At 59.4% G+C, this 21,043-nt stretch carries 19 protein-coding genes; 11 read left to right on the top strand and 8 right to left on the bottom strand.

What is annotated here, in order from left to right:
- Positions 1-7 precede the first annotated feature (7 nt).
- The 6 genes from glgC (at position 8) to QSK43_RS14470 (ending at position 8,045) form a co-directional block, all read left to right on the top strand.
- Positions 8-1,270 (top strand): glucose-1-phosphate adenylyltransferase, encoded by a 1,263-nt coding sequence (gene glgC / locus QSK43_RS14495; protein WP_045016537.1) that lies wholly within the window; start codon positions 8-10, stop codon positions 1,268-1,270.
- A gap of 5 nt (positions 1,271-1,275) precedes the next feature.
- On the top strand, positions 1,276-2,718 hold the full coding sequence (gene glgA / locus QSK43_RS14490; RefSeq protein ID WP_332304007.1) for a glycogen synthase GlgA: 1,443 nt from the start codon (positions 1,276-1,278) through the stop codon (positions 2,716-2,718).
- Positions 2,719-2,722: 4 nt separating this feature from the next.
- A complete protein-coding gene (locus QSK43_RS14485; protein WP_332304006.1) occupies positions 2,723-4,351 on the top strand; it encodes an alpha-D-glucose phosphate-specific phosphoglucomutase in 1,629 nt (542 codons plus the stop codon).
- 132 nt (positions 4,352-4,483) lie between these two features.
- The gene (glgX, locus tag QSK43_RS14480) at positions 4,484-6,439 is read left to right on the top strand and encodes a glycogen debranching protein GlgX (RefSeq protein ID WP_332304005.1); all 1,956 of its coding nucleotides are present in this window, start codon (positions 4,484-4,486) and stop codon (positions 6,437-6,439) included.
- A 54-nt stretch (positions 6,440-6,493) separates the two neighbouring features.
- Positions 6,494-6,982 (top strand): MaoC family dehydratase, encoded by a 489-nt coding sequence (locus QSK43_RS14475; protein WP_332304004.1) that lies wholly within the window; start codon positions 6,494-6,496, stop codon positions 6,980-6,982.
- 22 nt (positions 6,983-7,004) lie between these two features.
- A complete protein-coding gene (locus QSK43_RS14470) occupies positions 7,005-8,045 on the top strand; it encodes a DUF2332 domain-containing protein (protein WP_332304003.1) in 1,041 nt (346 codons plus the stop codon).
- 27 nt (positions 8,046-8,072) lie between these two features.
- Here the strand turns inward: QSK43_RS14470 and QSK43_RS14465 are convergent, their stop codons facing one another.
- Genes QSK43_RS14465 through QSK43_RS14445 form a run of 5 tightly spaced genes read right to left on the bottom strand, consistent with a single transcriptional unit; the run spans position 8,073 to position 13,568 of the window.
- Positions 8,073-8,627 carry a sarcosine oxidase subunit gamma gene (locus QSK43_RS14465; protein ID WP_332304002.1) on the bottom strand — a complete coding sequence of 185 codons (555 nt, stop codon included), beginning with the start codon at positions 8,625-8,627 and terminating at the stop codon, positions 8,073-8,075.
- Entirely contained in the window at positions 8,620-11,580 is a 2,961-nt protein-coding gene (locus QSK43_RS14460) for a sarcosine oxidase subunit alpha (protein WP_332304001.1), read from the bottom strand. Before QSK43_RS14460 ends, QSK43_RS14465 begins: the two co-directional genes overlap by 8 nt.
- Complete coding sequence (locus QSK43_RS14455; protein ID WP_045016522.1) at positions 11,577-11,891, bottom strand: sarcosine oxidase subunit delta; 315 nt, start codon at positions 11,889-11,891, stop codon at positions 11,577-11,579. Before QSK43_RS14455 ends, QSK43_RS14460 begins: the two co-directional genes overlap by 4 nt.
- A 13-nt stretch (positions 11,892-11,904) precedes the next feature.
- The gene (locus QSK43_RS14450) at positions 11,905-12,315 is read right to left on the bottom strand and encodes a hypothetical protein (RefSeq protein ID WP_045016520.1); all 411 of its coding nucleotides are present in this window, start codon (positions 12,313-12,315) and stop codon (positions 11,905-11,907) included.
- Positions 12,315-13,568, bottom strand: a complete 1,254-nt coding sequence (locus tag QSK43_RS14445) for a sarcosine oxidase subunit beta family protein (RefSeq protein WP_332304000.1) — start codon at positions 13,566-13,568, stop codon at positions 12,315-12,317. Before QSK43_RS14445 ends, QSK43_RS14450 begins: the two co-directional genes overlap by 1 nt.
- Positions 13,569-13,886: 318 nt before the next feature.
- Between QSK43_RS14445 and rpsU the strand changes: the two genes are divergently transcribed.
- Together rpsU and QSK43_RS14435 are read left to right on the top strand one after the other, a co-directional pair.
- Complete coding sequence (rpsU, locus tag QSK43_RS14440) at positions 13,887-14,114, top strand: 30S ribosomal protein S21 (protein WP_003498359.1); 228 nt, start codon at positions 13,887-13,889, stop codon at positions 14,112-14,114.
- Positions 14,115-14,247: 133 nt separating this feature from the next.
- On the top strand, positions 14,248-15,144 hold the full coding sequence (locus QSK43_RS14435) for a tetratricopeptide repeat protein (RefSeq protein WP_045016513.1): 897 nt from the start codon (positions 14,248-14,250) through the stop codon (positions 15,142-15,144).
- A gap of 70 nt (positions 15,145-15,214) precedes the next feature.
- On the opposite strand, the gene QSK43_RS14430 is transcribed toward QSK43_RS14435, so the two are convergent.
- Positions 15,215-15,481 carry a DUF6074 family protein gene (locus QSK43_RS14430; RefSeq protein WP_045015683.1) on the bottom strand — a complete coding sequence of 89 codons (267 nt, stop codon included), beginning with the start codon at positions 15,479-15,481 and terminating at the stop codon, positions 15,215-15,217.
- A gap of 339 nt (positions 15,482-15,820) precedes the next feature.
- Between QSK43_RS14430 and QSK43_RS14425 the strand changes: the two genes are divergently transcribed.
- Together QSK43_RS14425 and QSK43_RS14420 are read left to right on the top strand one after the other, a co-directional pair.
- Positions 15,821-16,099: an exopolysaccharide production repressor protein gene (locus QSK43_RS14425; protein WP_045016510.1), complete on the top strand. Its 279-nt coding sequence runs from the start codon at positions 15,821-15,823 to the stop codon at positions 16,097-16,099.
- Between the two features lie 109 nt (positions 16,100-16,208).
- Positions 16,209-17,201 carry a glycosyltransferase family 2 protein gene (locus QSK43_RS14420; RefSeq protein WP_332303999.1) on the top strand — a complete coding sequence of 331 codons (993 nt, stop codon included), beginning with the start codon at positions 16,209-16,211 and terminating at the stop codon, positions 17,199-17,201.
- Between the two features lie 208 nt (positions 17,202-17,409).
- On the opposite strand, the gene QSK43_RS14415 is transcribed toward QSK43_RS14420, so the two are convergent.
- Entirely contained in the window at positions 17,410-18,363 is a 954-nt protein-coding gene (locus QSK43_RS14415; protein ID WP_332303998.1) for a polysaccharide pyruvyl transferase family protein, read from the bottom strand.
- A 51-nt stretch (positions 18,364-18,414) separates the two neighbouring features.
- Positions 18,415-19,380, bottom strand: a complete 966-nt coding sequence (locus QSK43_RS14410) for a glycosyltransferase family 2 protein (RefSeq protein ID WP_332303997.1) — start codon at positions 19,378-19,380, stop codon at positions 18,415-18,417.
- A gap of 119 nt (positions 19,381-19,499) precedes the next feature.
- Here QSK43_RS14410 and QSK43_RS14405 point away from each other — a divergent pair, with 119 nt between their 5' ends.
- A complete protein-coding gene (locus QSK43_RS14405; RefSeq protein WP_332303996.1) occupies positions 19,500-20,972 on the top strand; it encodes a lipopolysaccharide biosynthesis protein in 1,473 nt (490 codons plus the stop codon).
- Positions 20,973-21,043: the final 71 nt, after the last annotated feature.

The following is a 21,043-nucleotide window of genomic DNA, read 5'->3' as shown; positions in this document are numbered from 1 at the left end:
GGACAACATGTCGGAAAAAAGAGTTCAGCCGTTGGCGCGTGATGCAATGGCCTATGTCCTCGCAGGTGGAAGAGGAAGCCGCCTGAAGGAATTGACGGATCGCCGGGCAAAACCCGCCGTTTATTTCGGCGGCAAGGCGCGCATCATCGATTTTGCACTCTCGAATGCGCTCAATTCCGGCATTCGCCGCATTGGCGTCGCCACCCAATACAAGGCGCACTCGCTCATTCGCCACCTGCAGCGCGGCTGGGACTTCTTCCGCCCGGAACGTAACGAGAGCTTCGACATTCTGCCGGCCTCGCAGCGCGTGTCCGAAACGCAATGGTACGAAGGCACCGCCGACGCCGTTTACCAGAACATCGACATCATCGAGCCCTATGCGCCGGAATATATGGTCATTCTCGCCGGCGACCACATCTACAAGATGGATTACGAATACATGCTGCAGCAGCATGTCGATTCCGGTGCGGATGTGACGATCGGCTGCCTTGAAGTGCCGCGCATGGAAGCCTCCGGCTTCGGCGTGATGCATGTGAATGAAAAAGACGAGATCATCGACTTCATCGAAAAGCCGGCCGATCCGCCCGGCATTCCCGGTAACGAGGGTTTCGCGCTCGCCTCGATGGGCATCTACGTCTTCCATACGAAATTCCTGATGGAAGCACTGCGCCGAGATGCCGCCGACCCGACCTCCAGCCGCGATTTCGGCAAGGACATCATTCCCTATATCGTCCAGCACGGCAAAGCCGTCGCCCACCGCTTTGCGGATTCCTGCGTACGCTCGGATTTCGAACACGGACCCTACTGGCGCGACGTCGGTACCATCGACGCCTATTGGCAGGCCAATATCGACCTGACGGATGTGGTGCCGGACCTCGACATCTACGACAAGTCCTGGCCGATCTGGACCTATGCGGAAATCACCCCGCCGGCAAAATTCGTGCATGACGATGAGGACCGTCGCGGTTCGGCCGTGTCGTCGGTCGTGTCAGGCGATTGCATCATTTCCGGCGCCGCTCTCAACCGCAGCCTTCTGTTCACCGGCGTGCGGGCCAATTCATACTCCCGCCTTGAGAATGCCGTAGTACTGCCGAGTGTGAAGATCGGGCGTCACGCCCAGCTCAGCAACGTCGTCATCGACCATGGAGTGGTCATTCCGGAAGGACTGATTGTAGGAGAAGACCCCGAACTGGACGCCAAACGTTTCCGCCGCACGGAAAACGGCATTTGCCTTATCACCCAATCGATGATCGACAAGCTGGACCTGTAGAGCCCATGAATGTCCTTTCGGTTTCATCCGAAGTCTATCCCCTGATCAAGACCGGAGGGCTCGCCGACGTTGCCGGCGCGCTCCCAATCGCGCTCGAAGCCTATGGCGTCAGGACGCGCACGTTGATACCCGGATATCCGGCGGTGAAAGCCGCCGTGACGGACCCCGTCAAATGTTTCGAGTTCGCCGACCTGCTTGGCGAAAAAGCCGAGCTGCTGGAAGTCCGGCACGAGGGACTAGACCTTCTGATCCTCGACGCACCGGCCTATTATGAACGTTCCGGCGGTCCCTATCTCGGCCAGACCGGCAAGGATTATCCTGATAACTGGAAGCGCTTTGCGGCGCTGTCGCTGGCCGCAGCGCGCATCGGTGCTGGTGCTCTCCCCGGCTGGCGGCCGGATATGGTGCATGCGCATGACTGGCAGGCCGCCATGACGCCCGTCTACATGCGTTATGCCGAAACGCCGGAAATCCCGAGCCTTCTGACCATCCACAACATCGCCTTTCAGGGGCAGTTCGGCGCCAACATCTTCAGCAGGCTCGAATTGCCTGCCCACGCCTTCGGCATGGACGGCATCGAATATTACAATGATGTGAGCTTCCTCAAGGGCGGCTTGCAGACGGCAACCGCGCTCAGCACGGTCAGCCCCTCCTATGCGGAGGAAATCCTCACCCCGGAATTCGGCATGGGGCTGGAAGGGGTGATCGGCAGCCGCGCCGAAGTGCTGCACGGTATCGTCAACGGCATCGACGCCGATGTCTGGAACCCGGCCACCGACCATCTGATCCACGACAATTATTCCGCCGCCAACCTGAAGAACCGCGCGTTGAACAAGAAGGCGGTCGCCGAACATTTCCGCATCGACCAGGATGACAGCCCGCTTTTCTGCGTCATTTCCCGCCTGACCTGGCAAAAGGGCATCGACCTCATGGCCGAAGCCGTAGACGAGATCGTTTCCCTCGGCGGCCGCCTCGTGGTGCTCGGAGCAGGCGATGTGGCGCTGGAAGGCGCGCTTTTAGCGGCAGCATCCCGCCATCACGGCCGTGTCGGCGTCGCTGTCGGCTACAACGAGCCGCTGTCGCATCTCATGCAGGCAGGTTGTGACGCGATCATTATTCCCTCCCGCTTCGAGCCCTGCGGCCTGACCCAGCTTTACGCGCTGCGTTACGGCTGCATTCCGGTCGTCGCCCGCACGGGTGGACTCAACGACACCGTGATCGATGCCAACCACGCCGCCATCGCCAGCAAATCGGCGACCGGCGTACAATTTTCACCCGACACGCTGGACGGTCTGAAACAGGCAATCCGCCGGACCGTCCGTTATTACAACGACCCGAAACTGTGGACACAAATGCAGAAACTCGGGATGAAATCCGATGTTTCCTGGGAAAAAAGCGCTGGTCTCTATGCCGCGCTCTACAGCCAGCTTATTTCGAAAGGCCATTGAAACAATGATCAAGACCATCAAGACGACGCCCTTCCAGGACCAGAAGCCGGGCACATCCGGCCTGCGCAAGAAGGTGCCAGTCTTCGCCCAGGAACATTATGCCGAGAACTTCATCCAGTCGATCTTCGATGCGCTTGAAGGTTTCGAGGGCCAGACGCTGGTGATCGGCGGCGACGGCCGTTATTACAACCGCGAAGTCATCCAGAAGGCGATCAAGATGGCCGCCGCTGCCGGTTTCGGCAAGGTGCTCGTCGGTCAGGGCGGCATTCTCTCCACCCCCGCCGCCTCCAACATCATCCGCAAATACAAGGCTTTCGGTGGCATCGTGCTTTCTGCCAGCCACAATCCCGGCGGCCCGACCGAAGATTTCGGCATCAAATACAATATCGGCAATGGCGGTCCAGCGCCTGAAAAGATCACCGACGCGATCTATGCCCGCTCCAAGGTCATCGACAGCTACAAAATTTCGGACACCGCCGATATCGATCTCGACCAGGTGGGCAGCTTCAAGGTGGATGGGTTGACGGTCGATGTGATCGACCCGGTCGCCGACTACGCCGCCCTGATGGAAGAGCTGTTCGATTTTGCCGCCATCCGTGCCTTGATCGCCGGCGGCTTCAAGGTCGTGGTCGATTCCATGAGCGCCGTCACCGGCCCCTATGCCGTGGAAATCATCGAAAAGCGCCTCGGCGCACCGAAAGGCTCGGTCCGCAACGCAACGCCGCTGCCCGATTTCGGCGGCCACCATCCCGACCCGAACCTTGTGCACGCCAAGGAGCTTTATGACGACGTCATGAGCCCGGAAGGTCCCGATTTCGGTGCGGCGTCGGATGGCGACGGCGACCGCAACATGGTCGTCGGCAAGGGCATGTTCGTCACCCCGTCCGACAGCCTGGCGATCATCGCCGCCAATGCCAAACTGGCACCCGGTTATGCCGCCGGCATTTCCGGCATCGCCCGCTCGATGCCGACAAGTGCGGCCGCCGACCGCGTTGCCGAAAAGCTCGGGCTTGGCATGTTCGAGACGCCGACCGGCTGGAAATTTTTCGGCAATCTGATGGACGCTGGCAAGGTCACCATCTGCGGTGAGGAAAGCTTCGGCACCGGCTCTAACCATGTGCGTGAAAAGGATGGCCTGTGGGCCGTGCTCTACTGGCTGAACATCGTCGCGGCGCGCAAGGAAAGCGTGAAGGACATCGTTACCAGACACTGGGCCGAATATGGCCGCAACTATTATTCCCGCCACGATTATGAGGAAGTGGATTCGGACGCCGCCAACACACTGGTGGCCACGCTGCGCGAAAAACTCGCGACACTTCCCGGCACCAGCTACGGCAATCTCAAGGTCGCGAGCGCTGATGATTTCGCCTATCTCGACCCGGTCGACCAGTCCGTCAGCAAGAATCAAGGTATCCGCATCCTGTTCGAGGGTGGCTCACGCATTGTGCTGCGCCTTTCCGGCACCGGCACGGCGGGGGCGACGCTCAGGCTCTATGTGGAGCGCTACGAGCCGGATGCCGCCCGTCACGGCATCGAAACGCAGGAAGCGCTCGCCGACCTGATTTCCGTTGCCGATACGATTGCCGGCATCAAGGCCCATACCGGCCGCAACGAACCGAGCGTCATTACCTAAGTTTGCCGCCGCGCTCAACGTCATCCTCGGGCTTGCCACGGGGATGACGGAAGAGAGATTTCAACATCTCTGAGAATTCCGGGGTGACCGAAAGGCTGCCTCATCCGAGAAACGATACCGGAGACACAGACCATGCAGAAACCATCCGTTTTCCCCAAAGGCGCGACCCGGACGGAAAACGGAACGGACTTCACGGTCTATTCCCGGCATGCCTCCCGGATCGACCTTTGCCTCTTCGATGCAACGGGCGAAAAAGAGATGGCCCGTTTGCCGATGACGCGCGGTGAGGACGATATTCACCATTTAACGGTGGCCGAAGCCGGCCCCGGCACGCGATACGGCTATCGCGCCGACGGCATCTATGCCCCCGAACACGGACTGTGGTTCGACCCTTCGAAACTCCTGCTCGACCCTTACGCCACCGAGATAGACCGGCCGTTCCGGCATGATCCGGCATTGTATGTCTTTGGCAAGGAGACGGGTGCGATCATGCCAAAAGCGGTCCTGTCGAAATACGAGCCGGTCGGGCACCAGCCGCCACATTTTGCCGAAGGTGGGCTGATTTATGAACTTTCGATCAAATCCTTCACCAAATTGCATCCTGCGGTACCGGGGAAGCTGAGAGGCACCGTGGCGGCGCTGGCCCATCCCGCCATTGTCGAGCATTTGAAAAAAATCGGCGTCGATGCAGTGGAACTGATGCCGGTTACCGCCTGGATCGACGAACGCCACCTTCCGCCGCTCGGCCTCTCCAATGCATGGGGTTACAATCCCGTTGGCTTCATGGCGCTCGATCCGCGCCTCTGCCCCGGCGGCGTGCGGGAGTTGCGCGATACGGTTGCGGCACTGCATGCGGAAGGCATCGGCGTCATTCTCGATCTGGTCTTCAACCATACGGGCGAAAGCGACAGCGAAGGCTCCATCCTGTCGTTACGCGGGCTGGATAATCTCACCGCCTTCCGCCACCCGCAGGGACAACCGGGTGTGCTCATCAATGACACCGGCACCGGTAACACTGTTGCCTGCGATCACCCCTATGTGCGCCAGCTCATCGTCGATTCACTCAAACATTTTGTTTTGAACGCCGGTATCGATGGCTTCCGTTTCGATCTTGCGCCGGTGCTTGGAAGAACGGCCAACGGCTTCGACACGGCGAGCGAAACGCTTGCCGCCATGCATTCCGATCCCGTACTTTACGATCGCATGCTGATTGCCGAGCCATGGGATATTGGCCCAGGTGGCTATCAGCTCGGCAATTTTCCCGAGAGCTTTCTCGAATGGAACGACCGAACCCGTGATGACATGCGCCGGTTCTGGCGCGGAGATGCGGGAACGACCGGCGCACTGGCCAATGCGCTTTCCGGGTCCTCACCGATCTTTTCCCGCCATGGACGTTCGAAAAGCCGAAGCGTCAATTTCCTTGCTGCCCATGACGGTTTCACACTGTTCGATCTCGTCAGCCACGAACACAAGCACAATGAAAAAAACGGCGAGAACAATCGCGACGGCCACAATGAAAACCATTCCTGGAACAATGGTTTCGAAGGCCTGAGTGACGATCCCGCCATTTTTGCCGCCCGCCTTGCGGATGTGAAGGCGCTGCTTTCCACGCTTTTCGTCAGCCGCGGCGCATTGATGCTGACCGCCGGCGATGAGGGTGGCCGCAGCCAGCACGGCAACAACAATGCCTATTGCCAGGACAACGATATCACCTGGGTAGACTGGTCATCGCTTATCCCCGAACTCATCGACCACACGGCGTTTCTCGCAGCGCTTCGCAAACGGTTCGGCGTCTTTTCGCAAACCGGCTTTTTCTCCGGCAATGGCGACGTGACATGGCTTGCCCCTGGCGGCAAACCAATGACGGTGGAAGAATGGGAAAGACCGGACGGACCAGCATTCGCCATGGTGCTCTCCACTCCGGACCATGAGACCGGGAACGATACCGAACTTGCCGTCCTCATTAATCGCAGCCGGAAAATCGTGCCCTTCACTTTGCCCGGCGATGACTGGCACGCAATCGGCACGGATTTCGGCAACCCCGCATTCCTGCCGGCCCGCTCGGTGGTGTTTTATCTGCGCGGTTGATCGCCTGACCCCCGCAGCTTTATAAGTTCCGCGAGACAACCCAAACGAGGTAACATGGCAAAGGACATTGGACTGGCGGAGATGAAAAATCTCGTCGGCACGGAAATGGGCGTTTCCGACTGGATCACCGTCGACCAGGCGATGATAAACGCCTTCGGAAAAGCGACGCTGGACGAACAGTTCATCCACAGCGACCCGGAGCGGGCCAAGGCGGAAAGCCCCTTCGGTGGCACCATAGCGCACGGGTTCCTGACGCTCTCGCTGCTTTCGGCGCTGAATTACGATGCCCTGCCACGCGTTCGCGAAACGACCATGGGCATCAATTACGGCTTTGACGCCGTCCGCTTCGTGACCCCGGTCAAAAGCGGAGCGCGGGTGCGTGGCCGTTTCACTTTGGCCGAGGCGCGTTTTCGCGGCGCCACCATGCTGGTGACGACCTATGATGTGACGGTGGAGATCGAAAACGAGAAAAAACCGGCGCTCACCGCCCGCTGGACCACCATCACGCAATTCAATCCGGAAGATAGACCGGAAGACGCCTAAGAGCTGGCAAGGAAAAGACCGCATGCATGACGAAGCCGTAAGGAATGCTTTTCTGGTTCAGGCAAGAGCCTGCGACAGCCTCGGTTCGCCCTTTACCGCACGGCTTTGCCGCGCGGTGGCGACGCGGCTGGACCGCGAGGCGGAAGTGGGCAGGAAGATTTTGTCCTGGCCCGGCGATGTCGGCCCATCGGGCGATTCCGTGCCCCTGCGGCTGGCCGGCGCCCTGCACGCGCTTGTCATAGAGGACAAGATCGCGCCGCTGGTCGATATCGCTCCCGAAAACGAAGACGCACTCTGGCAGGTTTGCGCAGACGCCTTGCGTTTCCATTCGGCCTTCATCCTCGAAAGACTGAAATCGCCGCCGCAAACCAACGAAGTCCGCCGTTCCGCTGTGCTGCTGCCGGGCTTTCTTTCCATTGCGGAGCTTTTCGACAAACCGCTGGTCCTTTCAGAGGTCGGCGCCAGCGCCGGGTTGAATCTGCAATTTGACCGTTACCAATATCGTCTCGGCGATCTCGCATGGGGCGAACAATCCGAAGTGTCCATGTCGCCGGAATGGCGCGGAAACACCCCGCCCGACACACAGATTGAGGTCATCGAGCGCGCCGGCTGCGATCTCAACCCGCTCGACCCGTCATCGGCCGAGGACCGGTTGCGGCTGATGTCCTATGTCTGGGCCGATCAGACCGACAGGCTGCAACGCACGGCCGCCGCCCTCAGGATTGCGGTGGAAAACGGCTTGCATGTCGAAAAGGCCGACGCGATCGACTGGCTGAAACGCCGCCTTGCCACGCAACATCCGGGCGCTGCCCATGTCGTCTACCACTCCATCGCCTGGCAATATCTGCCCGATGCGCTGAAACAGGCGGGCGAGGCGTTGATTGCCGAGGCCGGAGCCCACGCCACGCCCGATGCCCCGCTTGCCCGCCTGCAAATGGAGGCGGACACAACGCCGGGCAACGCCGCGATCACCCTGCAAATCTGGCCGACCGGCGAGAAAAAGGAAATTGGCCGCGCCGATTTCCATGGCCGATGGGTGGAATGGCGGGGATGGAAAAACTAGAGTATCCGCTTAATCAAAACGGATACTCTAAACCGCCACGTCCTGCGCCGCTTCCTGCAACAGGCCGCCGACATATTCGGCAAAGGAGCGCCAGCACTCCACCCGGAACGTATCGTCAGCCACGCGCAGTAGCACGACTTCCGCCTTGCCGAAAACCGTGCGCGAGCATGCACCGACCGGGAATTTTTCGAGCGATAGCTCCTGCGGACAACCGGCATTAAGTGCTGCTTCCGCGCCGGGACCGGAGACGATGACGGCCGTGTTGCGGTGGGAGATGTCGGTTGCCGAAAACAGACCGGAAACGCCGGCGAGTGCCGCCATCAGGTCGCTTTCGCCCTGATCGATGACCAGCCATTCGTCCGGGCCGATCCAGAGAGCAGAACGCAGACCCGATGTGACGGAGCTTTTCGGGCTGGTCGGCAGGGTGAAACCAAGCGCCTCCGACAAGGCAGGCAGGGCACTTTCCCTTGCCCGCAGCGACAGTCGCGACGCCGAAGCGGCGGGCTTCAGCGAGACGAAGCGCGAGCCGCCGTGGAAATCCTCAAGTACGGATTTGCGTTTTGCGTGAAGCTTGTCAGCCATTGAGACGGGCTCCTTCCTTGTCGAGGAAGACCATATCGGTCACTTCGACGGCAATAGTTTTATCGGCAAGAGGGATATAGAGCGTTTCGCCCATGCGCGCCCTGCCATCCGCCACCAGCGCAAACGCGATGGAATGGCCGAGATTTTCCGACCAGTAGGCGGAGGTGACATGGCCGAGCATGGTCATCGGTTTCGGCTGGTTCGGATCGACGACGATCTGGCCGCCTTCTTCCGGAACGGTCAGGCGATCCTTCGTCTTCAGGCCCACGAGCTGCTTGCGGCCGGACCGCATCAGATCCGGGCGCTTGAGGCCGCGAATGCCGACGAAATCCGTCTTCTTTTTGGAAACGGCCCAGGCAAGCCCCGCATCATCAGGCGTCACGGTGCCGTCGGTATCCTGCCCGACGATGATGTAACCCTTTTCCGCACGCAGGATATGCATGGTCTCGGTGCCATAGAGGCAACCGCCCACCGCTTCGGCCCTTTCGCGGATCGCGCTCCAGACGGCAGCGCCGTAATCGGCCGGAACGTTGATTTCGAAGCCAAGCTCACCGGTGAAGGACACGCGGAAAAGCCGCGTGGGCACACCGCAGAAGGTGCCTTCTGCCACGGCCATATGGGGGAAAGCTTCGGGAGACAGATCGATGCCCTCGACAAAAGGTGCAATCACCTCACGCGCCTTCGGCCCCTGCACAGCAATCACCGCCCATTGTTCGGTTGCCGACGTCAGCCAGACATTCAGCTCAGGGAATTCGGTCTGGAGATAATCCTCCATGTGCTGGAGAACGCGCGGTGCGCCGCCCGTTGTCGTCGTCACATGAAAACGGTCCTCGGAAAGACGACCGACAACACCGTCGTCGTAAACGAAACCGTCCTCGCGGGTCATGATGCCGTAGCGGCAGCGGCCGGGTTTCAGTGTGTCCCAGGCATTGGTGTAGATGAGGTTCAGGAACTTCGCCGCATCCGGGCCAACGACCTCGATCTTGCCGAGTGTCGAGGCATCGAAAACGCCAACACTTTCGCGCACCGTCTTGCATTCGCGGTTGAGCGCCTCGTGCATATCCTCGCCGCCACGCGGAAAGAACCATGCGCGTTTCCAGTTGCCTACATCCTCGAAGAGGGCGCCTGCTGCCGCCTCTTCATCATGCATCGGCGTCTTGCGGGTGGGATCGAACAGCGCACCGCGCGAATGGTTGATGAGCGTGCCGAAAGTCACCGGCGTATAAGGTTGGCGGAAGGTGGTGAGACCGACCTTCGGCAGGTCCCGCCCAAGCGCTTCCGAGGCAATGGCGAGCCCGTGCATATTGGACATCTTGCCCTGATCGGACGCCATGCCATTGGTGGTGAAGCGCTTGATATGCTCCACCGAATGCATGCCTTCGCGCACGGCAAGGCGAATATCCTTGGCGCAGACATCGTGCTGGAAGTCGATGAAGGCCTTGACCCCGGTGCCCTCGCCCGCCCCTTCGGCAGCACCGATCATGCCGCCGGTCCAGGCCCGCGCATTCTCGCCGGAAAATTCCACGGCACCACCGCCTCCGGCGGCAGCCTCGGCAATCAGCGCGGCCAGATCGTCCGTGCCGTTGCAGGCGCCGACTGACACGCAGTTCTGCACATGGATATCCGGCAGGAAACGCTGGTTATCCGCATCATACTTCAGCTTGCCGCGCGATTGCGAAAAGAGGTGCACCGAAGGCGTCCAGCCCGCCGAAACGACGAGCGCATCGATAGCGATCTTGCGCTTGTTCGAACCACCATTGCGGCCAACGCTCATGGAAGAAACGCGCAGACGTCCCGTCGTGTCGTAAACGCTGTGACCCGCCAGCACCTCGATGCCCAGCGCCCGCGCCTCGTCCAGCAACCGCCGATCGGGGTTCTCACGGCAATCGACAATTGCGGCGATTTTAACGCCCGCCTTTTTCAGATCGAATGCCGTCTCATAGGCGGAATCATGAGCGGTATAGACACCGACATTATTGCCGACTGCCACGCCGTAATGATTGAGATAGATGCGGGCGGCGGAGGCCAGCATGATGCCGGGACGGTCGTTATTGGCAAAGACCATATGGCGCTCGATCGCGCCTGCCGCCAGAATGACCTTCCAGGCGCGAACCTGCCACAGTCTTTCACGTGGCTGGTGTTTAGCAGGCGTGGCGAGATGATCGGTCACGCGCTCGGCCAGCGCCACGAAATTGTGGTTGTAATAACCGAAGGCCGTCGTGCGGGTCAAAACACGCACATTGGGCAGCGATTTCAGTTCAGTGAGAACCTTCTGCGCCCAGTCGTAACCGGGAAGGCCGTCGATGACCGTTCCAGTATCGAAACGCAGCGCGCCGCCGATTTCGGCATTCTCATCAACCAGAATGACACTGGCGCCAGTTTTTGCAGCGGCAAGCGCCGCGGTAAGTCCCGCTACACCGCCGCCGGCCACCAGCACGTCGCAATGGGCATAACGGCCGGAGTAATGATCCGCATCCGGCTCGGTCGGCGCCTTGCCGAGACCGGCGGCGCGACGGATGATCGGTTCATAAATCTTGTGCCACGCGGCCTTCGGCCACATGAAGGTCTTGTAGTAGAAACCGGCCGCAAACATCGGCGAAAGGAAATCGTTGATCGCGCTGATATCAAAAGACAGCGACGGAAAGCGGTTCTGCGAGGCGATGATGGCGCCATCGAACACATCCTGCACCGTGGCGCGCACGTTGGGCTGCTTGCGCATGCTGTCGCGCGAGACGTCGATCAGCGCATTCGGCTCCTCCGGGCCGGCGGACAGAAAACCACGCGGCCGGTGATATTTGAACGAGCGGCCGATCAGATGCACGCCATTCGCCAGAAGCGCCGATGCAACGGTGTCACCTTCCAGCGCCTGATAAATCTTGCCGTCGAAGGTGAAGCGCGCCGTTCTGGCGGGTGTCAGGCGGCCAGCGCCCTTGATACGATAATCACCGCTCATTGCGCAGCTCCCTTTTGCGCGGAAAGGACCGCCTCGGCATCCGGTTTCGGTTCGCCTGCCTTGTAGGTCATCAGGAATTTGTCGCTGACAGAATCGCGGGCGGCGTTGAAGAATCGGCCACAACCGTGAATGTGACGCCAGCGCTCGAAAACGAGGCCCTTGTCATTGTCGCGAATGAAGAAATATTCGGCGAAGGCCTCATCGGAAATATCGGCGATGTTTTGCGGCCGGGCGATATGGGCTTCGCCCGCCCAGCGAAATTCGAGTTCGGAACGGTCTTCCCGGCAATAAGGGCAATGGATCAGAAGCATCGTCGCTCCACTTTCAAAGAGAACTTTCCGGAAGGACGCTTCCGGCGGGTTGGTCACACAGCCGCTTTCCCATCGCAACGAAGGGGGAAAGCCGCTTTAAGAGCTGCTCGAAATTATCGAATGGTTTCAGCGCCGAGGCCCGGCCCATATTGATGATGGCAACCGCCATCATGTCTGTGTCGATCGCGAAGGGTTCGTCTTGTCCGCCATTTTCCTTCTCGCCGACGAAATAGACCAGCTTGTCCGCCAGGCTTGGCGCGCAGAGAAGCAGGCCTTTTTCTGCCACGAACGGCCAGTCGCGCTCACCCTGCATTCTCTGGATTTTCTGGCTGCGAAAATCCCCCACCTCGGGAATGAGATTGCCCGCCGGCACGACCGCCGCCGCAACACCTATCTTTGCCGAAAGCAGAACCGCCGCCAGCATCAGTGCGCCACGGCAGCGGCAGCGGCCTCGTCGATGAGGCGTCCGGTGCGGAAACGGTCGAGCGTCAGCCCGGCCGCCAGGTGGTGCGGTTCGCCGCGCGCGATGAGATGCGCAAACAGGTTGGCAGAGCCCGGCGTCGCCTTGAAACCGCCCGTTCCCCAGCCGCAATTGACGAAGAGGTTCGGCACCGGCGTCACGCTCTGAATGGCGGAACGATCGGGTGTGTTGTCGGTAATGCCGCCCCATTGGCGCATCATCTTGACGCGGCGGAAGATCGGGAACAACTCGCAGATGGCGTCGAGCGTATGCGTGATGATCTGCAGACCGCCGGTCTGGGAATAGGAATTATACTGGTCGGTGCCCGCTCCGATCACGAGCTCACCCTTGTCGGACTGCGATATATAGGCATGCACCGTGTTGGACATGACGACGCAAGGGAAGATCGGCTTCAGTGGTTCCGACACCAGTGCCTGCAACGGGTTGGAATGCAGGGGCACACGCACATCCGCCATCTTCATGAGAACGGAGGAGTGACCGGCGGCGGAAACGCCGATCTTCTTTGCGCCGATGAAACCACGATTGGTCTCGACGCCTGTCACCGCCCCGTCCGGTCCGCGGCGAATGGCCGTAACCTCGCAATTCTGGATGATGTGCACGCCGCGATCGGAGGCCGCCCGCGCATATCCCCAGGCAACCGCATCGTGGCGCGCCGTGCCGCCGCGCCGCTGAAGGGCAGCACCGTTGATCGGATAGCGCGCATTACCGGAAATTTCGAGCGGCGGGCAATAGGCCTTGGCCTGTTCCGGCGTCAGCCACTCATTGTCGATGCCGTAAAGACGGTTGGCGTTGATATGTCGCTTGAAGGACTGCTGGTCGTGAATATTGTGCGACAGCATCATCACGCCGCGCGCCGAATACATGACGTTGTAATTGAGATCCTGGCTGAGGCCTTCCCATAATTTCAGGGAATGCTCATAGATGTCCATGCTCTCTTCATAGAGATAATTGGAGCGGATGATGGTGGTGTTGCGGCCGGTATTGCCGCCGCCGAGCCAGCCCTTTTCCAGCACCGCAATATTGGTGATGCCGTGTTCCTTGGCCAGATAATAGGCGGCACCGAGACCGTGGCCGCCGCCGCCGATGATGATGACGTCATATTCCTTGCGCGGTTCGGGCGACGCCCATTGCGCATCCCACCCTTTATGACCCCGCAACGCCTCGCGCGCCACGGCAAAAACGGAATATTTGCGCATTCGCAATCTGCTCCTCAAGAACCGGCCAGAAGCCGAAAGCATAGCTCCGGCACATGTTATACACATGGCAAATCGGCATCGGAGGCAATATCCATTTTGCGACGCGGCGATGGTTTTGTTTCGACATGACGGGAAGAATGGCGGACCCTCCGCATTTTACCGGTTGTTTGCCGCTTACCGGCTGGACTTGCCGTGAATGATCTGATAATGCACGTCACCAATCGCACGGCCAAAGCGGTCCAGCGAACGATTTTGTGTTTGCCCGCGAATGCCTTTATTCGCGCAGCAAGATAACCGGTTAAAAGGAACGGGATTCACGTGCAGGTACTAGTCCGCGACAACAACGTTGATCAGGCGCTTCGCGCTCTCAAGAAAAAGATGCAGCGCGAAGGCATTTTCCGCGAAATGAAAATGCGCGATTATTACGAGAAGCCCTCCCAGAAGCGCGCCCGCGAAAAGGCTGAAGCTGTTCGCCGCGTTCGCAAGCTGGCACGCAAGCGTGCACAGCGCGAAGGTCTGGTTGCAGCTCCGCGTGCAGGCCGTTAATAGGCCGTCTTTTAGACGTTTTTGAATGGTTGTTGGGCGGGGGCGATCAATTCGCCGCCGCTCTTTGTGTTTGTGGCCGGAGAATGTTCTTGGGAACGATTGTGAGACCGGCCTGCGAGGGAACCCACGCCGAATGACCGCTGTTGATGCCTGTGTTGTGAAAAACTCCGATGCCTCCACGCGCCGGGTCGCCCTGAAGAACAACAAAAGATTTCGTGTTTCTCTCGTCGTCTGCACCGTCCTTGCCGGCCTTTCCGGCTGCGCGACGTCCAACCAGACCGACGATGTCTTCCGGATTGACCGCGCACAGGGCTCGCAGGAAAATATCGCCTCGCTCACCTCGGTCATCAACGCCAATCCGCAGGATCCGGAGGGCTATAATGTCCGGGGTTCCGCCTATGGCCGTGCCGGCGATTCGCGCCGCGCCATCGAGGATTTCAACAAGGCGCTGCAACTGAACCCGCGCTTCTATCAGGCCTATGCCAACCGCGCGCTCGTCTACCGCAATTCCGGCCAGCAGCAGCAGGCCTTGCAGGATTACAACGCCGCCCTGCAGATCAATGCAAGCTATGATGTGGCGCTGATCGGGCGCGGCAATCTTTACCGCCAGTCCGGACGCGTAAACGAGGCTTTCAACGATTTCTCCCGCGCCATCGAACTTGAAACCACCGATGGACGCGCATGGCACAATCGCGGCCTGATCTACCAGCTGCGCAACCAGCATGCCCAGGCCATCGAGGACTTCTCCAAGGCCATCTCGCTGTCCTCGACATCGCCTGAACCCTATAACGGCCGCGGCCTTTCCTATGTCGCGCTGAACGACGACGAAAACGCCTTCGCCGATTTCAACCACGCTATTTCGCTTGATGGCAATATCGCGGAATCCTGGGCCAACCAGGCGCTGGTCTATGAACGACGCGGCGAGATGGCCAAGGCCGCCAAGTCCTATTCGCATGCGGCGCGGCTCGACCCGAAATACAAGCCGGCACTTGACGGTGTTGCCCGTACACGCGGCGCCAGCGCCTCCTGATCAAACAGGCACGAACAAAAAAGCCGGCGGTGTGACACCTGCCGGCTTTTTTATGGGAAACGCCGATGCCTCAATGGCTGTCGCGGCGTGCCTCGGGGGCGGCATCGCCCGTCCACAATTCCGCCTGAACCGCGTTTTGAAACTCCATGACCTCGCGCCGCATGGCGGCGTCCTCATAACCGAGGCCAGTCAGATAGGCGGCCAGCTCACGGCACTCCCTGCGCCAGAAATCATTCGCCTCCACACCATGCAGCCGGTCGAGCATGGTTGCGCACCGTTTTACATTGGCAATACGGTTCTTTGCCGGAAAGGCGATTACTTCCGAATTCGTCGTCACGCGGGCACCTTGCTCTTCGAGGAATCAATACCCACTTTTTAAAGGCTGGATGGTTAACGAAGTCTGCAGAGCGACAGAGAAGGCTGGCAAGGCCTTGGACCAACGGGCTTTTCGGCCCCGTCAGACGCCAAAATCTGCGGTGAAGACTGGCCGGGCCCCGGCAAAACGACAATTACCAAGGAATTTACCATTCAAGATTACCGAAATTTCACGTCACGGGAGATAGAAGAAGTATATGTGTGTTGAAACAACACCAGTCTCATCGTATATTTCTTGCAAAGAAAAAAAATGCCGCAGCGCAGCCAAAAACGGAGAAGTCGTTCTCGGGAGGAGAGCACCATGTATGCACCTCGTGTCTTTTTCAGCATGATCGGTGCGTTGCTTATCTTTGCGGTTGCTACATATTTCATTCAAGGGTCGTTCTATACGGCGTTCATCCAGACGCTCATCTGCGCCGTCATTCTGCAAACCGGTTATTTTATTGCGATTCTGGTTCTGGTCGCCCGGGAAAAACGCCGGATGCGAGAAACCTTCCTGCGTGATCGTACCGCCGAAACCTTGGCGGCGGAAACCGCAAACAGCGCCCCGCCGCATGGCGCGAAACTGACCGATATGTGACTGCCCGCGCACATTCTTTTATTGCGGCGCAAAAAATCGCTTGCATCCACACCCCTGACACTTTCTGCTGGCCAAATCCTGACGGTTCGTCAAAGCAGAAGGACAACACATGGTCAGCGGTTCACAGCCCATTTGCGTCATCATCGCTGCGAAAAACGCATCTGAAACAATAGATATCGCCATTCGCTCCGCCCTTGTGGAACCGGAGGTCGCAGAAGTCGTGGTGATCGACGATGGCTCCACCGACACGACCAGCGATGTGGCACATGCGGCCGACGACGGCACGGGCCGCTTGAGGGTCGTGCGATTCGAGCTCAATCGCGGCCCCTCGGCTGCCCGCAACCATGCGATCTCGATTTCATCCGCACCGCTCATCAGCATTCTCGATGCGGACGACTTCTTCTTCAGGGGTCGTTTCGCCGCCATGCTCGCCGATGATGACTGGGACCTGGTCGCAGATAACATCGCCTTCATCCAGCAATCGGTTCCGGGCGCATCGTCCATGCAGCCGGCCCGCTTCGAACCGCAGGCCCGTTTTCTATCCCTCACGGAATTCGTGGAAGGCAATATTTCCAGGCCAGGCGTGGAGCGCGGGGAAACCGGCTTTCTGAAACCGGTGATCCGCCGCGCCTTTCTGGACAAACATGCGCTGCGTTACGACGAGCGCCTGCGTCTCGGCGAAGACTACGAGCTTTATGCGCGCGCTCTTGCCGCTGGTGCCCGCTATAAGGTTATCCGCCATTGCGGTTACGGGGCGATCGTTCGTGGCAATTCGCTGAGCGGGCGTCACAGCACTGAGGATCTTCGCCGCTTATACGAGGCGGACAAGGCCATTCTTGCCGGCTGCAAGCTTTCCGCTGGCGAGACGGCGATCCTGCGCGAGCACGAAAAACATATCCGCGCCAAGTTCGAGCTTCGCCATTTTCTCGATACGAAAAAACAGAAAGGCATGGGCGGCGCACTGACTCACGCTCTTGCGCGCCTGCCCGCCCTGCCCGCCATCACGCGTGGCATCTGGACCGACAAGACCGCGCGTTTCCGCAAACCGGTACAACCCGTAAAAGACATTCGCTACCTTCTCGATGGCACACCGGTTTCGTGAAGGGAAAAGGCACGCGGCGTTAGGGCAAGCAACCTTGCCCAACACTCCACCACCGTCCTCGGCCTCGTATCGAGGATCTACTCCCGTATTGTAAAATCAGTCGGTTGCAGATGCTCGGGACAGGCCCGAGCACGACGGCAGAAAGTTGGAGGATGTTATCCTCAAGCGAAGGCGGCAGAAAATATCCTGCCGCACCCTGCATTTCACCCTAGAGATAATCGCGTCTGATCGTTTCCAGAACGGCGGAAAAGCGCTCCTTGCGTTCCTCCAGCCTGCCGTCCGGGCTAAGACGCGGCTCGGCACGGCTCGCCTGCCAGAGCGCCAGCGTGGAAGGTGCGGCCAGCACCTGTTTGGCCAGTTTGCGCAGCGACAAGGATTGCGTTTCCTGCGGCCGCACCAGCACGTCCCCCTCATGTGCCGGGACGGGAACGGTCTCTTCAATGACGGGGGCCGGCGGCGGCGGGAAATTCATGCCCCAGAAACGCGACCCCTTTTTTGCCGCCTCGGCGCGGGTCGAAACAGGCACGTAACGCGGCTGATATTCCACGCCGACCGTGCCTGCCCAATCGCTCCATTTGAAGCTGTTGATCGAGGGGGATGTGCTCACCGCCACCCATGGCACGCGAAACGCGTCGGCGAGAATGGCGCCATGCATGGATTCGGCCACGATGAATTCCGATTGGGCGATGGCGCGGATGACGGATTTTGCCTCGCCGCGCGGGTCGAGATAGGTCAGCCCGGCCGGTTCACAGACCGTTTCCCACATGCCGAATTCCGCCGATTCCCAGTGGGGAACGAAGGTCTTCTTATGAAGTTTCGGCAGCCCTTTGAACTCGGGCATCTCGGTTACCATAACGGCGGGATCGACAATGCCTTTTTCCGGCGCAAGCCCCAACTTGGCTGCGGTTTTTTCGCCGCGTACGCAGCGTATGTCCCAAAACTCGGTGCTCGTGTCCGGCACCGCGCCGTAGCCGTAGCCGCTGCCGATCACCAGCTTTCGCTGCTTTGCGGGCAACAGGGTATCGTTGAGAACCGTGCCGACACCCACAAGCATCACGTCGTCATGCACGTCCCGCAGACCGGGGAGCAGAAAATCCCACAGCCACAGATTGAGATCGTCACCGAAATTTCCGTGATGCGATTCCCAGTGGTAAGGTTTCATGAGGTCACTCCTGGGTAAAAAACATATAAATTCTTGCGGGCAAGAATTCGCTTATCTCGTCCGGACGATTTTGCCTGCACCGAGCTCAAAAGCCGCTCGCAGGAGTGCCGGATCGCGCATCGCCCACTTCAGCAGCAGTCCGAATTCGGGCACCTTGCGCCGTTTCAGATTGCCCGCCTGGCTCCAGAGCGCCTGTTTACGCGCCGTGTTTTTATAGGAAGCGATCGATGCCACATCGGCCGGCCGCCGCGAAAAACGCCCCTCCAGCGTATCGAGCGCCACCCAGGTATTGAACTGCTGGCGCAGGAATTCAGGCGAGGTATTGTCGATGCTGTGGAAGATATTGACGCCCATGCCGCGCATGGCGCCCGCATCGTCACACAGAAGCGTGCGCTTCGATGCGAGGATGGAATCGCAAAAAAACAGCACATCTTCCGCCGCAAGCCGGAGCGCCGGATCGAAGCGTATCTTTTCAAACAGGGGACGACCGATCACCATGCAGGAGAGATGCAGGAAGCTCCAGTTGCGCAGCATCACGCTTGCCAGATCCGGCAGTTCGATCACCAGAGGCCGCTCCGAAAGCCGTGCGGCACCCTCGTTCTTCTCCAGTTCGGAAATGGCGAAATGGTAATAAAATTCGTCACTTGCCTGCATGGATGCCCAGTAGCACTCACCACCAAATGTCGTGAGCGCAAAGGTCGCGTTCTGGAGATGATCGGGCGTCCAGATATCGTCCGAATCGAGAAATGCCACGTAGTCGCTGCCGTCAGGAACATGGTCGAGGCCGGTATTGCGTGCGCCACCCGGCCCGCCATTGGCCTGCTTAATGACGATAATCCGGTCTTTCTGCGCTTGCGAAAGTTCTGCAAGCTCATTGTCTATCGGATGTGGCGATTCGTCATCGACGATGACAAGATCGAAATCCTGGTAAGTCTGCGCAAAAACCGATGCGAGCGCACGTCCAAGAATTCCGTGCTGCTTTTGATAATAGGGAATGACGACAGTAAATCTTGCCATTGTTTCGCCCCTTGCGTTGATCAAGAAGTGTCGGGCCCGATCCTAAAAGCGGCCCCGATGGTATCGGCAACTCCCCACCGGCGTTCCTCCCCGCCGGACTCCAGAAACAGGATGCTTGTATGCCCCCAGCTCCAAATGTAAAGACCATCACCACGAATGTCGGCTGGAGCGTCCTGTCAAAGACAGGGACATTCGGGCTTAAATTTGTCACGGTCCCAATTCTTGCGCGACTGCTTTCACCGGAAGAATTCGGTGTGGTTGCAGTCGGCCTTACGGTTGTACAGTTCCTGACCATGATCGCCGGTGCAGGGCTGACCTCGGCGCTGATCGTCGAAAAAGAGGAGGATATGGACACGATCCATACCGTTTTCTGGGCAAATCTGGCGATTTCCTGCATCATGGCCGCCGTTCTCTACGTCTTCGCGGAGTTTTTCGGTGGGCTTCTGGGTGCTGTGGAAAGCGCCTATCTGCTGCGCATCATGGCGTTTCTCATTCCGTTGCAACTTGCGGGTGATGTCGCCTATTCGCTGCTTGCCCGGCGCATGAATTTCAGCCAGGACGCATTGTGGAGCATGGCGTCCGAAAGCATCGCGGCGGTTGTCGCTGTGGCTATGGCCCTTCTCGGCTTTGGTGTCTGGGCCCTCATCATCCAGCTTTTCGCCGCAGCACTCATCAGGCTAGTCGGGCTTTACGCCGTTTCCCGCTATTGCCCGCGTTTCGTCATGAAACCACGCCGTCTGGTGCCGCTTCTCGGTTTCAGTTCCGGCCTGATGGGATCGGAAATCGCCAATTTCGTCACCTTCCAGTCGCCGATGGTGGTAATCGCCCGGCATCTCGGCCTTGCCGATGCGGGCGCTTATTCCGCCTCCAACCGTTTTGCCAGCATTCCCAATCAGGTCGTGCTTTCCGCCGTCATGGGCGTGCTGTTTCCCGCCTTCAGCCGCATGATGGACGATCCGCAGCGCCGGCGGGACGCCCTGATGTTCAGCACGCAGGTGTTGACCGTGCTGCTTGCGCCGATGATGTTCGGCCTCTGGGCCGTGGCCGAACCGGCCATGCTGGTGATCTTCGGACAGAACTGGGCCTATGCCTGGCCGGTCCTCGGTCTTCTGGCCCTGTCGAAGGCCATTCTCACGCCATGCAGCACATTCATTCCCTATCTCAAGGGTGCGGGTTACGGACGCGTGCTGTTCTGGTCGGCGACGATCCGCGCCATCGTCACCACGGTCGCGGTCTGGGGTGCCGCCGTTTATGGCAGCCTGATCGACGCGATGATATGGCTCTGCATCGTCAATGCAGTGACGCTGGTGGCCTATTCCTGGGCCGTATTCAAGGCGAGCGACACACCCTTTTTCCGCGGCCTCTATATCAGCAGCAGGCCGATGATAGCGGCGCTGGCCATGGCCGTTTCGGTACGTTATCTGCTTCATATCCTTGCGGAACGTATTCCCAGTGCAACCCTACAGGTTCTCATCGGGGCAGCAGTCGGGGGCACCATCTATGCGGTGCTGATCCTGCTGACCGAGCGCGCACTGCTCGGAAAAATCCTTGGAATGGTGAAATCGCGGCGAATGCGCGAAACTACAACCTGAGATTATCATATCTTGACCCGAGATGCCTCATTTCGGCCGCTAACCGGCCTTGTCCGCCACGGGCAAGGCCG

Origin of the sequence: Rhizobium sp. GR12, from assembly GCF_036596185.1 — a bacterium.
In the GTDB taxonomy this organism is placed as follows: Bacteria; Pseudomonadota; Alphaproteobacteria; order Rhizobiales; family Rhizobiaceae; genus Agrobacterium; species Agrobacterium nepotum.
The sequence above is the reverse complement of the archived record's forward strand: the minus strand, read 5'-3'. Positions and strand labels throughout refer to the sequence as shown.

Excerpts from the sequence above, each read along its gene's own strand:
- QSK43_RS14405 (WP_332303996.1), top strand. The coding sequence starts at position 19,500 with ATGCCCCCAGCTCCAAATGTAAAGACCATCACCACGAATGTCGGCTGG.
- QSK43_RS14450 (WP_045016520.1), bottom strand. The coding sequence starts at position 12,315 with ATGCTGGCGGCGGTTCTGCTTTCGGCAAAGATAGGTGTTGCGGCGGCG.
- QSK43_RS14485 (WP_332304006.1), top strand. The coding sequence starts at position 2,723 with ATGATCAAGACCATCAAGACGACGCCCTTCCAGGACCAGAAGCCGGGC.
- QSK43_RS14425 (WP_045016510.1), top strand. The coding sequence starts at position 15,821 with ATGTATGCACCTCGTGTCTTTTTCAGCATGATCGGTGCGTTGCTTATC.
- QSK43_RS14435 (WP_045016513.1), top strand. The coding sequence starts at position 14,248 with ATGACCGCTGTTGATGCCTGTGTTGTGAAAAACTCCGATGCCTCCACG.
- QSK43_RS14420 (WP_332303999.1), top strand. The coding sequence starts at position 16,209 with ATGGTCAGCGGTTCACAGCCCATTTGCGTCATCATCGCTGCGAAAAAC.
- QSK43_RS14460 (WP_332304001.1), bottom strand. The coding sequence starts at position 11,580 with ATGAGCGGTGATTATCGTATCAAGGGCGCTGGCCGCCTGACACCCGCC.
- QSK43_RS14475 (WP_332304004.1), top strand. The coding sequence starts at position 6,494 with ATGGCAAAGGACATTGGACTGGCGGAGATGAAAAATCTCGTCGGCACG.
- QSK43_RS14455 (WP_045016522.1), bottom strand. The coding sequence starts at position 11,891 with ATGCTTCTGATCCATTGCCCTTATTGCCGGGAAGACCGTTCCGAACTC.
- QSK43_RS14415 (WP_332303998.1), bottom strand. The coding sequence starts at position 18,363 with ATGAAACCTTACCACTGGGAATCGCATCACGGAAATTTCGGTGACGAT.
- QSK43_RS14410 (WP_332303997.1), bottom strand. The coding sequence starts at position 19,380 with ATGGCAAGATTTACTGTCGTCATTCCCTATTATCAAAAGCAGCACGGA.
- QSK43_RS14465 (WP_332304002.1), bottom strand. The coding sequence starts at position 8,627 with ATGGCTGACAAGCTTCACGCAAAACGCAAATCCGTACTTGAGGATTTC.
- QSK43_RS14470 (WP_332304003.1), top strand. The coding sequence starts at position 7,005 with ATGCATGACGAAGCCGTAAGGAATGCTTTTCTGGTTCAGGCAAGAGCC.
- glgC (WP_045016537.1), top strand. The coding sequence starts at position 8 with ATGTCGGAAAAAAGAGTTCAGCCGTTGGCGCGTGATGCAATGGCCTAT.
- glgX (WP_332304005.1), top strand. The coding sequence starts at position 4,484 with ATGCAGAAACCATCCGTTTTCCCCAAAGGCGCGACCCGGACGGAAAAC.
- QSK43_RS14445 (WP_332304000.1), bottom strand. The coding sequence starts at position 13,568 with ATGCGCAAATATTCCGTTTTTGCCGTGGCGCGCGAGGCGTTGCGGGGT.
- glgA (WP_332304007.1), top strand. The coding sequence starts at position 1,276 with ATGAATGTCCTTTCGGTTTCATCCGAAGTCTATCCCCTGATCAAGACC.